The sequence below is a fragment of the Flavobacterium sp. FlaQc-57 genome, from assembly GCF_044007395.1.
Classification (GTDB): domain Bacteria; phylum Bacteroidota; class Bacteroidia; order Flavobacteriales; family Flavobacteriaceae; genus Flavobacterium.
The window spans coordinates 449,922-468,921 of record NZ_JBIPDA010000002.1 but is presented as its reverse complement, the minus strand read 5'-3'; the positions used below and the strand labels follow the sequence as shown (position 1 = coordinate 468,921).

Below are 19,000 nucleotides of genomic sequence, written 5' to 3'. Positions count from 1 at the left end.
ATAAAACGGCATTTTGAAAAAAATGCCTATAAGATAAATATTTAAAAAGCCGAATGTTTTATGCTTTAAAGCCCCTTAAAGTATAAAACGAAGCTAAAAAGTGATTGTTATGAAAAAACCTACTATTCTAAAATTTGGATTAATGTCTTTGATTTTCTTACAAAGCATTATTTCCTACTCTCAAAATTTGGTTTCAAATGTTGACAGGACTGACCAAGCATTAAGAACCGAAAAGTTTTTAATGGGCAGTTTTGCATCAAATGAACAGTTTGGTACTTATACTAATAACGAGACAAATAAACCGAGTAGCACTGCTGCTGCACTTACGAATCCAGTTATTCCATATGCGGAATTACCTTATGCTGGACAAGTTGTTAAGTGTCCAAATGACGGAAAACTATTGCCAAAATTATTTTTATGTGGAGGAAACGATTCTCGAACTATCGATACTAAAATAACGGATGCACGATCTATTATTTGGGAAAGATTTATATCTGGAGGTAGTTGTGTGACAGTTTCAAATAGTGATTGTGCCAACGACAATGCTTCTGATGCGTGTTGGGTAAAAGTTGGTGATAAAAGCGCTTATATAGCAAATTCAGCAGGTCAATTTAGAATTAAGATCATCGACAATGCCGGAAACCCTTCTACTTTTTATTTTAATGTTTATCAAAATACTTTAATACCTACCGCTATTACCAAAAGTGATATTATTAAGAATGCCAGCGGAACTTGCCAAATTCCCGGTCAAATTAAAGTTGGTGGATTTGGAAGTGGATATGAATATAGTTTTACTACAACTGGAGCTCCTGGAGCATGGGATGTAAACAATACTTTTACAACTAGTACACCTGGTAATTACACAGCTTTTATTAGAATAAAAGGAGTAGTTGGTTCATGTGAATTTAAGGTTTTAAATCAAGATGTTAAGAGTATAACGTTAGCAGTTTCTACAGAAGTTATTTCACCAAGATGTTACAACGGAAAAGGAAGTATTAAAGTAATTAAAAATGATAATAGCAAAGCCTATACGTTTAATGTATATAAACCAGCAAGTAGCACAACCCGTTTAGCATTTTATGATGTAGAAGCAGGTAAAGAATTAGAATATACATTTAAAGATTTAGATCCTGGAACTTATAGAGTTGAAACAGTAATTCAAGAAACAAATTGTGTTATTGATAATAAACCGGCTGTAATTATACCGAATCCCCCAGCAGATTTAACCATGACTCTTAAGACTACAGCATTAGGTGTTTGTAGTTCTGGTAGTATAACTGTTACAGCTGGAGGAGGAACAACTCCTTATAGATATTTAGTAGATATTGATGATGCTGGATTTGTTCAAAATGGAAATAACGTAATTACAACAGTAAGACCAGGAATATATACTATTCGTATCATAGATGCAAATGGTTGTTCAATCGATAAAAAAACAACTGTTGCAGATATAGATAAACCAATTTATACGATTACAAAAACAGATGGAGACTGTACAAATCCAAAAGGAATAATAACGATAAACGTAACTGATGTTAATGGATATACTATTGAAAGCAGTATAAATGGCGGATCTTATAGCGCCGTAAGTGTAACTGGTAATGTTGCAACAAAACAGTACCCTGGTCTTGATCCGGAAAATTATATCATTAGTGTTAGGTATAAAAAATCAGGTGTTAATAGTGGTAAAAATTGTACTGATCCGGATTTTCCTATTGCTATAGGTTTAACAACGGCATTGACTGCATCTGTAGGAGTTGCAGAATTATCAGGTTGTGGTCCGGTAGGAAATGTAAAGCAGGGAAAAGTTAGAATTACAAATGCCGAAGGGGGAGTTCCGCTAACTGGACCCAATGGTCCTTATTTATATAGTTATGATGATAGAAAAACATGGGTAACCGATAAGGAAATGTATGTTGACCCGGGAACACATATATTTTATATCAAAGATCAAAAGTGTGAAATTCCATTAAACGCAATTACTTTACTAAATCAACCTACACCTCCAACTATATCTGTTGCTGATCCGGTTTTTAATTGTGACGGCTCTGCAACAACAACTGTAACAGTTTTAAATAGTGGAAGTCCAACTACACAATTTACCTATGATTATTTTATAGATGGAGTTCTTAATACTAATTCACCAACAAATATTTTTAAAAATGTAACGCAAGGAGATCATACTATATCAGTAAGTTATAATGTGTTAAATGTTCCTACGGAAAGTGTTTTGTTGAATGAAACTTTTGGTTCAGGACCAGATGTTAGTTCTCCAGGTATTAATCCTAACTTTTGTTGGGAAAGACAAGTAGAAGCTACAAAATGTAATAATGATTTGAGATTTGGAAATGGAGAATATACTGTTACTAATTTTTTAAAAAATAATCCATATAGTGGATGGTGGAGTCCAAAAGATAATACGAGTAAAGGGAAGAACACAAGTGGAAGGTTTTTGGCAGTCGATGCAGGAAATGCAATTCCTAATAATGCAGTTCTATATAGAAAAACCATTAACGATATTATTCCAAATGTACCGATCAAAGTTACATTTGTTGCTACCAATTTACTTATAAAGACCAATACTCAGCCAGACGCTTCGCTTACTGTTGAATTACAAAATGGTTCCGGAGTAGCGTTATCGTCTCAATCTACAGGTAAAATACCAAAAACAGAAGGTTGGGTTCCATATACAAGAATTATTGATCCAGGTAATAATACTAGTTTGGATTTTGTATTGCGATTAGAGCTATCTCAGGTCAATGGTATTGATTTTGCGGTTGATGATTTAGTGGTTACTCAAATGCCAAAAGCTTGTAATACTGTGGCTAATTTTCCAATATTCGTTGATGGAAGTAAAGCTTTCTCGGCGGGTATAACCGGATATAAAGATGTAAAATGTAGTGGTGAGCAAAATGGAGAAATTACATTATCAGCTAAAAACTTTGATGAGACAAAAGGATTCCAATATTTAGTGACTGGTGATCCTGCTGGTTGGCAAACTGTAATTCCGGTTCCAGCTGCTACAAGTGGTAGTATAACATTGAAAAACTTAGCCAGTAAAATTTATAACATTAGTATTCGTTATGATGATAAAGCAGGTAGTTGTGTTTTTCCGGTAGCGCAGGAAATTAAATCTCCAAAAAAATTAAAAGTAGATGCTTGGGTAGATCAAGTATTAAAATGTTTCGGTGGAGCAAATATTAAGGCAAAGGCAACTGATGGAACTCCAGGTTATTTGTATGAATTAAGAGAAACGGACGGTGTAACAGTTGTAAAAGCTTTTCAAGATTCAGATACATTTCTTGATATTAAAATAACTGGAAATTATAAAGTTGTTGCCAAAGATTTAAACGATTGTCAGACAGAAGTTTTGGCATCTGTAGATATCGTTGCTCCAGTAAAACCAAAATTAGATATTGTTCCATCTAGTGTATGTTTTGATAAAAATACAGGAACGAATATCACAATAAAAGTTACAGATGGAGTACCAGATTATACGTATACAGTAAAATATAATGGAGGTACACCAAGCGGAGCAAGCGCAACATTTACAGGACCTAATTTTACCTATAAAGCATTAAACGAAGGATCTTACGAATTTATAGTTACAGATAGTTTTGGATGTAGTTCAGATCCAATTACTCAAGTTATAACTGCTCAATTACTTGCAGCGACTCCAGTTACAAGTCCACTTGATTGTGATCCTGCACCAGCAAATCTTGCAGTAATTACAGGAACAATCGAAGGAGGTAAAGCACCTTTTGCAGTGACAATTACTACTGGTGATAAGTCAGGAGTTTTGGTCCCACCTAGTATAACCGGAAATACTTTTACGTATACAACAGCAGTGTCTGGTGATTATACTTTTACAATTAAAGATGCAAATAATTGTACAACAACTAGTGATGCTAAAATTAATGCATTAGTTCCTATTACATTATCGTCAACAGATGTAAATCCAAAATGTAGTGGTTCTTCTGATGGAACAATATTGTTGAAACCAGGTGGAGGAACTGGTAAATTTACTTACAGTAGAGATGGAATTTTTTATGACGATACATCATATTACACAGGTCTTAGTGCAGGAGTAGAATATACTTACTATGTAAAAGACGAAAATAAATGTACAAAAAGTATAAAGATCACTTTAGTGGCGCCAGATCCAATTAGTGGTACTGCAACAATAACAACTCCTTATACTTGTGTTGACCCTGCAACAATAACTGTAGGTGCAGTGGTTACGGGTGGGAATGGTATTTACAAGTACACTCTGAATAGAAATGGAGTTGCATTAATAACTCAGACCACAAAGATTTTTAATAATATTTCTGTAGCAGGAGATTACACAGTAACTATTACGGATAGTAATTTATGTACATTTACAACAACGCCAAAATTGACTATTGTAGATTTGAATCCTCCAAAAGGAATGACAATTACTACAACAACGGCGGCTACTTGCCCAACAAACACAGGAAGTGTTACAATCACAGACGTAGTGAACGCTGCAAATGTGCCTGTACCAACTACGGGTTTAGAATACAGAATTGTTTCGCCAACAGCGACACCGTTTCAACCAAGTAATGTATTCGATAATATTAAAGCTGGTATTACTTATAAATTTGAAGTAAGAGATGCAAATAAATGTACTTACGAAAAAACGCATTTAATTGATTTGCCTAAAGACTTTACAGTAGCAGGTACTCCAACTAGTATAAAATGTTTTGGCGCTTCTGATGGTTCTGCTACATTTACGGTTAGCGGAATGGTTGTAGGTACAAACTACTCATATTCAGTAGATACAACACCACCAACAACAGGATCGGGTATTTCGACAACTGATCCTTTTGATATTACTGTTTCTGGATTAGGTGCAGGTTTACATACTATTGCCGTTACAAATTCAGTTACAAAATGTATAGTTACAGAAAAGGTAACAGTGGCGGGTCCGGCATCTGCATTAAAATTAAATCCTTCAGATCTTACACATGTTACGTGTAAGGTTTTAGGAACAGCAAAAATTAATGCTGTAGGAGGATCAGGAACTTATACATACACTGTTACTCAAAAAGCCCCAGTTGCTGGAACAGCAATTAATCAAACGAATGACAATCTGTTTAAAAATTTGGTTGCAGGTACTTATAGTGTTTCAGTAACAGATGGAACTGGTTGTAATGTTGTGGGTGCAGATTTTACAATTGACCCTGAAGTAAAACCAACAGCAAGTATCGACGCAACTTCTGTTTACTGTGCTGGTGGAAGTGGAGCAACTTTAAAAGTGACTCCTAATGCACAAACAAATTACACGTATAGCATCAACAAAGGTACAGCAAAAGCTGATGGAACTTTCTCAGGATTAACACCTGGAAAATATACAATTAGAGTTACAGATACATCTACGGGATGTTTTATAGATTTAGATGAAGAAATTATTGCTATTCCAATTTCAGCTTCAACTAAATTGCTTGCAGATCTAGATTGTGATGTAGCTCCAGCTTCTTCGGATGCGTCAATTGAGGTAACAATTTTAGATGGATATCCGGATTATAAATACAGACATAATACAACAGGGATTTTTACTACAGAATCATATACTGATGTCGCTGCAGGATCAAATATATTTATTTTTGATACTGGAGCATCTGGAACTCATTATTTTGAAATTACAGATAAAAAAGGTTGTACAACTATTGTTTCTAGAGTAATCAATGTAAAAGTAAAACCTAGCTTTACTTTTAAAACTGCGGATGCTAAATGTAATGGAGGTACTGGAACTATTACAGTTACAGGTACACCAGCAACTGGAACTTACGAATACAGTAAAGATAATGGAGGAACTTTCCAGCCGTCAAATATTTTTGCCGGATTATTGAAAGGTGATTATGAAATCGTAGTTAGAGATGCTAAAAAATGTCTTTCAGATGCGCAAACAGTTTCTATTGGTGAGCCAGTTGCTTTATCAGGAAGTGCCGATGTAACAACACCTTTAAAATGCGGACCAGGAGTAACTGCTCAAGCAGCGATTATTACAGTAACGATTGCTAACGGTACACCATTTGCAGGACTAAAAAAATACAGATACGACTACGGAGATGGAAATGGTTTTGTTGATTCAAATACATTTTCAACAACAGTAGTTGGTGATGTCACAGTTACAATTAAAGATGCAAACGACTGTACGATTACAAGAACAGCTACTGTTGCACCTTTAAATTCGCCAACAGCTCTTGTTATTACACCGTCTAATTCAATAACTTGTAAAACTGCAGAGTTAGATGCCGATTTAAAATTAGATGTAACAGGTGGTACAAGTCCATTTAAATATGAAATTACTAGCCCGACGGCTAGTAAAGTAACTGTAGATGATGCTTTAAATACTCACACGTTCGCTGATTTAGCAGTAGGTCATTATTTCTTTAAAGTTACTGATGCAAACAATTGTACGATAACTAATGATTTTGAAATATTGCCAGCTAGTCCAATTTATGCTAATGGCGGAATTGTATCGAATGTAACTTGTAATAACGTTAGTGACGGTTCAATTAAATTTACAATTACAGGAAACACAACAGGAGGTTATACGTATACTTTGGATGGAAGTGTTTCAGGAACAATCGCTACAGTACCTCCTGCAGTGGCAGACGTAGTTACATATACAGGATTAAATGGTGGTGAAACCTATACTTTTACGGTTACCAATGATGGGACAAAATGTAAAAGCACAGCGGATGTAACGTTAGCTAATCCTTTGGTGATTAAAGACTTAGATGCTACTGCATCAAAAGTATATTGTTCAAAAGTTAACACAACTATTAAAGTTACTGCTTCTGGTGGAAATTCTCCATTGTATTTTGCAGTAGTTAAATCTACTGATACTCCGGTTTTCCCTACAGATTATAATACTAGTGGTATTTTTACTAAGGACACAAGTATTGATGGTATTAATTTTATTGCTTATGTAACTGATAAAAACGGAAATTGTCGTCAAAGTATGGTGGTGCCTTTAGTAAAAGATGATGAGCCAACGATCGTTTCCGCAGGGACAATTTGTTACACGGGAACTCAAATACCTGTTATTATTTCAGGTACAGTTTATGGCGGAATACCATTATATGGTCTTGATGGTTCTTATAATATTGATCCAATTAAAAAAATTAATGGTCCGGGTACTTATATTTTAGGGATTAAAGATGACAACGGATGTGAGAAAACCACAACTTTAGTCGTTAATGATAAATTAACTGCTTCAGCAGAAATTAAGAAAGAACTTAGCTGTCCAATAGGCTCTGGGGCTACAAACCCTGCTGAAATTAAGTTGTCTGCAAGTGGTGGAAATACTACTTATACTTGGGAGTATAAACTTGGCGCCGCAGGAACTTATAGTACACCTACTTTGCAGCCTGGTAGTATATTTCAGGCTTTTGGACCTGGTGACTATTATTTTAAAGTTACCTCTGCAGGATGTTCACTTGAAACAATGGTTACCATTAAGGAGCCTGTACTACCTGAAATCATATCTGCAGATGTGGTACAATCTATAAAATGTAATGGTGACGAAACAGCAGCTATAGATGTTGTTATTGATTATACTAAAGGTATTGCGCCATATACAATTAATGTTCAAAGAACAGGAGGACCAGCACCATTTAATACTGCTAAAGATTATGGTACACAAACTTACGGACTATCGGCAGGTAATTATACTATAACAGTTACGGACGGTAAAGGTTGTGTTGTAACCAAAGATATTGTTATTGACCAACCAATTTTAATTGATTTTGTTTTAACAAGTGTGCCTATTACTTGTGATGCTTCATCAGGAACTACTTTAGGATCAGTTACAATTAAAACTATAACAGGAGGGACTATACAACATGTTGATCCTAAAGATCCAACTTCGGCAATTACGAAAGGTTTCACGTATTATATTACTAATAATTTTGGTGATGTAATTTCGGGAAATCCACACACAGCAGATATTACAGATGTAACAGATATAACTAAAAACGGTCGTGGAGACTGGACTTTCCCTGTTATTAATTATGGTCTGTACACATTAACAGCTGTTGATGCAAATGGTTGTAGTGTTAGTAAACAAATCACAGTAGCTTCTCCTATTTCAGATTTAGATATCGATCTTACTTTGGCTTCTGATTGTACAACGGGTGGTACTGCAATTATAAAAGTTATTTCACCTGTAGGAAGTCATAATTATGAATTTGGAATTTTAGAGTATAGTGGTTCGCCATATACAAACAATTATGTTCTAGCTGATGATCCAGTTAACTTTCCAGATATTAAAAAGTTTACAAATTTAACACCAGGTGTAACATATACTTTTGTAGTACATGATAAAACAACAAAATGTTATTATGTAAAAAGTGGTGGTGCTTTATCACCGTCTTCACCATTAGTAGCAACAGTTACTCCTAAGAATGTTAGTTGTAAAGGAGCGAAGGATGGAAGTGTTAAATTTTCTCTTTCTAATTTGGATCCAAGTACTACTAATGTAGATTACGCAATTTACAAAGCGTTTACAGATATTCAGATTTATCCGGCTAGTCCGACAATGCTAAATGTATCTCTGCCGATTGCAGCACCAGGAACAGTAAATATTGTTCCTCCTGTTGGAGTTTTAGTTCCTGGAACTTATTATATTAAATTTATAGAACATGGTGGTGCAGGAGCAACATATGAAGGGTGTAAATCTGGTTCTGTAAATTTTGATATATTCGAATCTTCTATAGAGTTATCAGTATCAGCTACTCCATTTAAAAATGAGAATTGTAATAAGTTAGGTGTTATTACGGTACAGGCTAAGGACGGAACAGGTCCGTATATGTATCAGGTAACTACTTCTAGTACAGCTCCAACGGTAAACGATCCGGGTTGGAATACTGTAACTTCATATGACAGAGCAGCGGGAACATATTATATATATGCAAAAGATGCTAATGATTGTATTAAACCAGCAGCAACAACTGTCAAAGTAGTTAAGGATGCTGCACCTTCAGCTACAGCACCAGCATCAGTTTGTATTGATGCTTTACCAACGACCGTTACCGTTACGGGTGGTGTATTTACAGGATCTTCAATTTCTTATGCTATAGGAAATGGGCCTCTTGCTACGGCTGTTCCGGGTAATTATCAAGCGCAACCAACATTTACAATTTCAGCTGCGGGTACTTATACTTTCTTTGTAATGGATAATAACCAATGTGTGGCGAAAGCAGAGTATATTGTTAATAGCAGAATCAAAGCAGATTTAATGGTACAGACGGCTCTTGGTTGTCCGTTTCCAACACCTTCTACACCTGCTGTTATTCATGGTGATGTTTCTTTAGGTCTAGGTACAAATTATTCTTATAGAGTAAAATTAGGAATAGGTGGAAGTTACAGTGCATCAATACCATTGACTCCAGCTGGAGCAACTTCTTTCGATTATACAACTCCTACAGCAACAGCAGGTGATTATATATTTGAAATTACTGATGGTGAATGTAAAATTGAAAAAACGGTTACAGTAAAAGCTATCGTGCCAACTGTTTTTGATACAGATGTTATCGATGTAAAATGTAAAACGGATAATACAGGAAGTATTATTGTTAATGTAGCTTCTGCAGATTTTCCTGTAGAATATAAATTGGATAAAACTAGTTCACCTACAGCTTCTTATCCATACCAACCAGAAAATAGATTTGATAATCTTGTGGCTGGAACTTATACAGTTACAGTTAGAAACATTTTGCTTTGTGAAACTGAAAAAACAGGAATAATAGTTGCAGAACCAGTTGATCCATTAGTAGTTTCTGCCAATTTTGCGCAACCAACTTGTGGTACTAATAATAGTATGCAACCTACAAAAATTGTTTTATCAGCGCTTGGAGGTACAAGTACTTATGAATATAGTTTTGATGGAAGTGATTTTAGTGGCGAAACAACATATTATGTAGATAATAGCCGTGGAAATCAAGTTATCAATTATAGTGTTAGAGATGCTAACTTATGTACAAATAGTAATTCACTAACAGTTGTACTATTAGATCCGCCAACAAATTTTGTAATGACGCCTTCAAATGCAATTACTTGTGATCCTGCATTTTCGTCAACTACAATTACGATTTCGGGTCCAGTTAATAAAGCTGGTGCAATTGCTCTTACAGATTTGTCTTATCAAATTGTTTCACCTGCAAGTGCGGCTAAAGATAATTTTGGTAATCCTGCATTCGCAGGTCTGTTACCGGGAGATTATATTTTCCAGATTACCGATTTAAACGGTTGTACAAAACAGCTTTCGTACAAAATTGATGACGTTGTTAAAATTAATATTGTAGAACAATCAACAACAGATATTGGCTGTTTTGGTATTGCTGATGGTAAGGCTAGTTTATTAGTAACTGGGTTTGCAGGGACTTATACATATTCACTTGATGGAGTTCTTCCTGCTTTAGCAGGTCCTGCAGATGGTAAAATCAATTTGACAGGATTAGCGTCTGGACATCATACCGTTAACGTTTTTGATAATGTAACCAAGTGTTCTAAACCTGTTGGTTTTGATATTGATGCGCCTGCTGTAGCTTTAAGTTTAGATCCGTTAGATGTTACACCATTAGGTTGTAGTACTGATGGAGCGGTAACTATTACAACTAAAGGGGGTTGGGGTAATAATATATATACGCTTACTCCTCCTTCAGGTCCAACAGTAACTAATACTGATGGTATTTTTGGAAACCTTAAATTAAAAGGTCTTTACGGGGTATCTGTTAAAGATGCTAATGGTTGTGTCGATACAGACTCATTTACTTTGGTAGATCCAACACCTCCAATAGCTACTATTACTGCAACATCTGACTATTGTTATGATAGTACAAATAAGGCAACTTTGGTTGTAAAAGCTTCATCAGGAGTAGGGCCTTATCTTTTTAGTATTGATAATGGTGACACATTCTTACCAAGTAATAGTTTGCCTTCAGATGATACTTATACTTTTAGTAATTTATCTCCTGGCAGTTACGATGTTTTTGTAAAAGATGCTTACGGATGTCAATCTTTAGCATCTGTAAAAGCAGATATCAAATCTCAGCTTTTTGCTTCGGCAACAAACGATAAAGATATTTTTTGTGGTGCGGTTGATGGAACAATTAAAATTACTGCTGTAGGTGGTTATGGTTCTTATACTTATACCGTTAAAAATCCTGCTGGCGTAGTATCTGCTCAAACAGCATTCCCAGCAGGACTAGACACTGCTTATTATACTGTTCCGGCTGCAGATTCAGGAAACTATGAAATTGTAGTTTATGATGCAAAAAATTGTTCATATGTAATTACAAACGCAGTTGTTATGAATCCGCCAACTCCGGTAGATTTGTTAATATCAGATATTGATATTACACCTGTAGATTGTAATGCTCCACAAGGAACAAATAACAACGGAACTATTACTGTAAATTTACGACCAGTAAATAATAGCGATAGCTATAATTATACGCTTACACCATTACCAGCTGGTACAGCTAAAATGCAAAGTATGAATGTATTTAGCGGATTGGCTCCTGGAAAATATAATGTAAGTGTTACCTCAAACTTAAATTGCGAGGCAAATGTAGATGTTGAAATAACAGATCCGGTTGCAGTAACTGCTATAGCTAGTGCAGTACCATTTAGTTGTGTTGTTAATCCAACTAAAACAACAGCAGTTGTTACAGGTGGAGGAGGTACAGGTACTTATACTTTCAGTATAGACGGTATTCGTTATTTTGCAAGTAATAGTGTACCTGCAGACAATAAATACACATTTGAGTTGACAGATAATGGAAGTATTCAAAATCCAACGTTTTATGTAAAAGATTCGAAAGGTTGTATACAAACAACAACATTGACTACGGCACTAGATCCATTGCCTAAATTAAATTCTGTTGTTGGTGTTTTTGGTCCTGACATGGATTGTCTTAATAATAAACAAGAAATAAATGTGACCATTAATGGAGGAAGTAATCTACCAAATCCGTTTACTTATAATGTATATAAAGACGGTACATTAATTGCGGGACCACTTCCAGTTACAGGAAATACATTTACTTATGATGCTTTATCAGTAGGTAGCTATTATGAGTTTGAAGTTTTGGATAATAATACAAAATGTAGTTTAAAATCTACTTCATACGAAATTCCAGTTTTCGACAAAGTAAAAGTTGTTGCAAGTACTTCTGCAAACGTAGATTGTAGTGGTAATTCATCAGGTACAATTGAAATTAATATTTTAAATTATTCTGGAACATATGATTATGCAGTTTATAAAGGAGCAACGGCAGTAGCCGGAGCTTCAGGTTCTCATGATACTGCTACTTCTAATCCATTTGTAATTCCTTTCGGATTAGCTGAAGGAAATAATTATACTGTAAGAATTGTAGAAACGGGTTTTCCTAGTTGTCCTGCAACTTCAAATTCAGTAATTATTACTGAGCCAGCTCCTCTAGATTTAAGTGGATTTAAAGTAAGCGTTAAGAATCAAAACTGTCATGATTTAAAAGCAGTTCTTACTATTGACGATACAACAATTGTAGGTGGTACATCTGGATATATGTACACATATGTACCTACAACAACGCCACCAACAATTCCGGGAAGTGGAGATTATAAACCATTTACAACTATAGCGATTGCTACAAATAAGATAGCTCCAGCATTTGATTCTTACGATGTTTACGTAAGAGATGCTCAAGGTTGTTTTGATCATGTGACAGTTAATATTTCACAAGATCCAATGCCAAGTATTACTTCGGCAATACCTACGCAATGTCCAAGTACAGCAGGTACTTACGATATTCCTGTTGTAGCAACTGGATTTACTGTAAATCTGGAATATAGCCTAGACGGAAACAGCTGGGGTACAAATAAAGTTTTGGTAGTAAAAACTACAGGAAATCATACCGTATATGTTCGTGATGAGAATAAATGTGTGGTCACTAAAGTAGTTAATATCTTAGAGCCATTAAAATTACTATATGATATTACTGCAAATCCTACTTGTAATGGAAGTCAAGGTGAAGTAACATTGATTCCTTCAGGTGGTACAGTAACACCAAGTTACGAATACAGTAAAGACAATTGGGTAAGTTCTCAACCAACACCAGTTTTCAGTGGTTTGACTCCAGGAACTTATACATTTAGTGTTAGAGATACAGGAACAAATTGTACAAAAGATGTAGAAGTTGTTTTTGAAACTCCAAATACAGCGATTGACTTTAGCTTAACAGCTGCAAAAGTACTTTGCAACGGAGGAAGCACAGGAAGCATTACTGTAAAAATGGCTGATCAAACAGCAACAGTGAACAATAATCCAGTTTATACTTACGCAATTAACCCATCTCCACTTGGAATGGTTTTAGTGGGTAACGTATTTACAAATCTTCCTAAAGGAACGTATACAGTTACGGTTACTTCTGGAAAAGGTTGTCCAATTGATAAAACTATTGACGTTGAAGAACCGTTGGCAATCACTGTTCCTAATCCTGATGTATTAGAATTTGGATGTACAACAATAAATAAAACGAACGATGCAACGATTACAGTTGGTCTTCCATCTGGTGGTTCTAACGATTATAAAGTTTATGAATTTTTGAAAAATGGAAATCCTATTCCGGTTCAAAGAGGAGATAATCCTGTTTACATTGAACCAGATCTATTAGGAGGTAACTATGTGATTAATGTTTATGATACAAATGGTTGTTTAGGAACAACAACTGCAACAATTAAACCATTCGTGGCTATAGATTTTGCAACTCCATCTGCCATTACAGTAACTAAAGCAATTACTTGTATTAATGACCAGGATATACAGGTTAATGTTACCGCAACGGGAACAACAACACCTATGCCAGTCTTGAGTTACAAAGTAAAAGGAACCAGCGCAGGAAGCATTTATGATGTTACAAACAATGATGGAGCTTTCACTGGATTAACGATAGGAAATTATTTAGTTACAGTAACTAATACCACAGGATGTGTACTTACGATGATTCATTATGTTAACGATCCAAATACATTTGACTTAGTAGCAAATAATGTAAAAAATGTTGTTTGTTTTGGAAGCGCAACAGGAAGTGTTGATTTAACTATAGTAGACAAGGAAACTACTCTATCTGATGATGCAGGAGCATTTGATTACACTATTAGTGGTCCAGTTAATATTACTGGAAATTCAGGAGGTGCAACAATAAATATTCCTAATTTATTAGCAGGAACTTATACTGTTAAAGCAAAATTAACGGGTAAACCAACTTGTGATGTAGAAACAACTTTCTTGATCGAACAGCCAGCTACGGCATTAACATTGAAAGAAAATCATACACCAATTTCATGTGATCCAGGTAATGATGGAACAATTTTAGCAATTGCTGAAGGTGGATGGCCTGGAGATTTACAATATGAATTAGTAGGTCCGGTAAATGTTGCTTATTCTTCTCAATTATTTTTTGAAGGATTAACACCTGGATTCTATACGCTAAATGTAAAAGATGTAAACGGTTGTATTCAAACAGCAACAGTAACATTAAAAAATCCAGATCCAATATTAGTTACAGCACGTGCAACAGTAAATGCTTTAATGTGTAACGGAGATAATAGTGGAGAAATTACAGTTGATCTTCCAACAGGAGGTCAGGGAAGTAACTATTCATACATTTTAAATTATCTGTCTCTTAATCCGGTTATTTCATCAGAGGCGCAAACTAATCCAGTTTTCTCTGGTTTAGCTGCAGGAACATATTCGGTAACAGTAGTTGATGGACTTAATTGTACTTCGCAACCAAGTGCTGAAGTGGTAATTAGCGAGCCAGCAAGAGTTGAGCCGTCATTAGTTCTGGAAAGCAGAATTACATGTAAAACATCGGCAACGTTAACATTAAGTGCCATAGGAGGAACAGGTCCTTACGAATATAGTTCAGATCAAGCCTTCACAACTGTTTTAGGTAGATTTGCATCATCTACAACATTTGCTGTAGCGATAGGAGATCACCAATATTATGTTAGAGATTCTAAAGGATGCATTGGAGCAATTTCTAATAATATTACAGTAAATCCAATTACACCATTAAGTCTGGATTTAGATTTATCGGATGCTAAGATTTATTGTAAAGGAAGCGCAACAGCTTCAATAGATGCAGTAGCAATTGGAGGTTTAGGTAATTATAGCTATACTTTATTAGATAATTCAGGAGGTGTAGTAAGGCTAGCTCAACCAACAGGTTATTTTGACTTACTTCCTCAAGGAACTTATATAGTGCGTGTGGATAGTGGAGATTGTCAATTCGATTCTGCTCCAATAGTTATTAATGAACCAGCTGAAGCATTATTAGTTGTTTCTAAAGTAACCGATGCAACTTGTTTCGCAGCAAACGACGGAAAAATTGCGATTACAGCAACAGGTGGTACAGGAGTAATTAAATATGCGATTTCGCCAAACTTAGGAATGTTTGATGACAAATTTGTATTTGATCATTTAGCGCCAGGGTTTTATGATATAGTAGTTCAAGATGAAAATTCATGTTTCGAAGTTTTAAGACTTGAGGTAAAAGAACCAACTCTTTTAGGAGCCAAAGTAGTAGGGCCAATTTTACAAGAAATCTGCGATGGAGACAAAGATGGTGCGTTTAGCGTAGAAATTTTTGGAGGAAAACCACCATACAGCATAAGTCTTGATAACGAGAGCGGAGTTTATAGCCCGGTAACAGGTACAAATTATGATTTCACAGGACTAAAAGGAGGTACACATACGGTATATATTAAAGATGCTACTTGTTTAAGTAAAGTTGAAGTGATAATGGACAATGCAGTAATTCTGAACCCAACGATTGATATCAATTATGATTGTGTGAATAATGCACAAACAAATATGATTACAGTTACAGTTGATCAAAGTAATACTGATCTTTCACAGGTAGATTATTCACTTGATAGTGATGTAGGTCCTTGGCAAGGAAACATCTTTACAAATGTTGCTCCAGGTAGACACTTTATTGTAGCAAGACATACAAATGGTTGTATTGTGCAAACGGCTAGTTTCGATATCAAATCATACGATCCGTTATCACTTATAGAGACTCCGGGACAAGCAGAATTGAATATAATTTCAGTAACAGCATCTGGTGGAGCACCTGCTTACGAGTATAGTTTCAACGGAGAGCCATTTACATCTTCTAACAAATACAAAATCTACAAATCTGGAGATTACAAAGTAATAGTTAGAGATAAAAACGGATGTACTTTTGAAATCGTAGTACCAGCAATTTATGTTGATGTTTGTCTTGATAATTACTTTACTCCGGCCGGTGTTACCAACACAACATGGGGTCCTGGTTGTACTAATATTTACAACAACCTTGAGTTCTCTATCTTCGACAGATACGGTCGTGTAATCGCCAAGTATCACTACGGTCAAAAATGGGATGGTAGATACAACGGTGCCGACTTACCTTCAGGAGATTATTGGTATGTTCTTAAACTGAATGATGCGAAGGATGATAGAGAGTTTGTAGGACATTTCACTTTATACAGATAACAAAATAAAAGCCCCTCATGATGTTATCTAAAAAAATTATCACAATGAAAAAGTTTATTTTATCTTTAGTACTCATGGCTGTAACAACAAGTTACAGCCAAGAGTTAAACCTACCAGTATTTACGCAATATTTGGCGGACAATCCATTTGTAATTTCACCTGCCTTTGCCGGTATTGGCGATAACCTTAGAATTAGGGCCAACGGACTTACGCAGTGGGTTGGTATTAAAGACGCGCCCGAGAATCAATCACTTTACGCTGATTTCAGGGTTTTGGATCGTTCAGGAGTTGGTATATCACTTTACAACGATAAAAATGGTTACACGCGCCAAACAGGAGCTAAGGTTTCGTTTGCGCATCACATCATTTTAGATTATTATTCAAAGCAATACCTGTCATTTGGTATTTCTTATAATTTTAATACGTTTAAAATTGACACCAACGAATTCGATACAACAATAGAGCATCCCGTTATAGATCCTTCTGTAACAGACAATCGTTATAATGCCAATAATAACTTTGATATTAGTGCTTTGTATCGTAATAAAGGCTTCTATGTAAGTTTTAATGCCAATAACGTATTAAAGAAAAACACAGATAAATATAGAGGAGTTGAGCCAAATTTACTTTCTAATTATCAGGTATACTCAGGATATACATTTAGAGACGGTGAAAACAGCCGTATCGAATATGAACCATCTCTTTATTACCAATATTTTGCAAGTGATAAACGTTCAACAACCGACTTTAACTTCAAATACAGACGTTACAATCGTTACGAAGATTATTATTGGATAGGAGTTTCATATCGTTTCTTAAACGATCAATTCCCAAAACCGTTGTCAGTTGGACCAATGGTTGGTTTCATGAAATCTAAATTCTATTTTGGATACTCTTACCAGGTAATGTTCAATGATCTTGGAAATTATAATACTGGAACGCATTCCATAACAATTGGTTTCGATTTCTTACAAGCAATTAGTAACTGTCCTTGTACTCAAGGACCTGTTCATGATTAAGTAAGCTTTTTTAGCGTTTTTAACAGTTAATTTGTTTTTTTTCATAATTTACATCGTTTTCGTAGTTATAGCTAGGTTATTTTTACATTTTTCAAATTTATTACTACTGTAAAAGTTCTATATTTGTTTTTCTTTCAAAAAAACTAAAAAATTATCAAATGAAAACTTTAAACGATTTCGATTTTAAAAATAAAAAAGCAATTATTCGTGTTGACTTTAATGTGCCTTTAGATGAAAATTTCAATGTAACAGATGCTACACGTATCGAAGCTGCGAAACCAACAATTGATGCTATTTTAGCACAAGGAGGAAGTGTAATTTTAATGTCGCATTTAGGAAGACCAAAAGGTGTTGAAGAAAAATATTCATTAAAGCATATTTTAAAAACAGCTTCTGAAATTTTAGGAGTTGAGGTTAAGTTTGCTGAAAATTGTGTTGGAGAAGTAGCTCAAACCGCTGCAAAAAATTTACAACCGGGAGAAGTACTATTACTTGAAAATTTACGTTTTCATAGTGAAGAAGAAGCTGGAGATGTTGCTTTTGCAAAAGAATTGGCTTCACTTGGAGATATTTATGTAAATGATGCTTTCGGTACAGCTCACAGAGCACACGCTTCAACAACTATCATTGCACAATTTTTTCCAACTGAAAAATGTTTCGGAACATTATTGGCAAAAGAAATAGAAAGTTTAAATAAAGTACTTAAAAATAGCGAAAAACCGGTAACAGCTGTACTTGGAGGTTCTAAAGTATCTTCAAAAATCACAGTTATCGAAAATATTCTGGACAAAGTAGATCACATGATCATTGGTGGTGGAATGACTTTTACATTCATTAAAGCACAAGGTGGTAAAATTGGAGATTCTATTTGCGAAGATGATAAACAAGAATTAGCTCTTGAAATTTTGAGATTAGCTAAAGAAAAAGGAGTACAAATTCATATTCCGGTTGATGTAATTGCTGCTGACGATTTCTCAAATACAGCAAATACAAAAGTGGTAGACGTTAGAGAAATTCCTGACGGATGGCAAGGTCTTGATGCAGGTCCTAAATCTTTAGAAAATTTCAAAAAAGTAATTTTAGAGTCAAAAACTATTTTATGGAATGGTCCATTAGGAGTTTTTGAGATGGAAACATTCTCAAAAGGAACTATCGCTTTAGGTGATTATATTGCTGAAGCTACAGAAAATGGAGCATTTTCACTAGTTGGAGGAGGAGATTCTGTTGCAGCAGTAAAACAGTTCGGTTTTGAAGACAAAATGAGCTATGTTTCTACTGGTGGCGGGGCAATGTTAGAAATGTTAGAAGGAAAAGTTTTACCTGGAATCGCTGCGATTTTAGACTAAAATTTCACAATTAACATTTTTTTACATAGTTTTTATCCATAAACTATTTAAGTTTGCAAAAAACGATGTCGTATAAT

Annotated in this window: 3 protein-coding genes; all 3 read left to right on the top strand. The window is 35.0% G+C overall.

Features of this window, described 5'->3' with window-relative positions:
• The first annotated feature begins 109 nt into the window (after positions 1-109).
• The 3 genes from ACHRVZ_RS07955 (at position 110) to ACHRVZ_RS07945 (ending at position 18,923) form a co-directional block, all read left to right on the top strand.
• A complete protein-coding gene (locus ACHRVZ_RS07955; protein ID WP_395421750.1) occupies positions 110-16,558 on the top strand; it encodes a T9SS type B sorting domain-containing protein in 16,449 nt (5,482 codons plus the stop codon).
• Positions 16,559-16,602: 44 nt separating this feature from the next.
• Complete coding sequence (locus ACHRVZ_RS07950) at positions 16,603-17,577, top strand: type IX secretion system membrane protein PorP/SprF (protein WP_395421749.1); 975 nt, start codon at positions 16,603-16,605, stop codon at positions 17,575-17,577.
• Positions 17,578-17,735: 158 nt separating this feature from the next.
• A complete protein-coding gene (locus ACHRVZ_RS07945; RefSeq protein WP_395421748.1) occupies positions 17,736-18,923 on the top strand; it encodes a phosphoglycerate kinase in 1,188 nt (395 codons plus the stop codon).
• Positions 18,924-19,000: the final 77 nt, after the last annotated feature.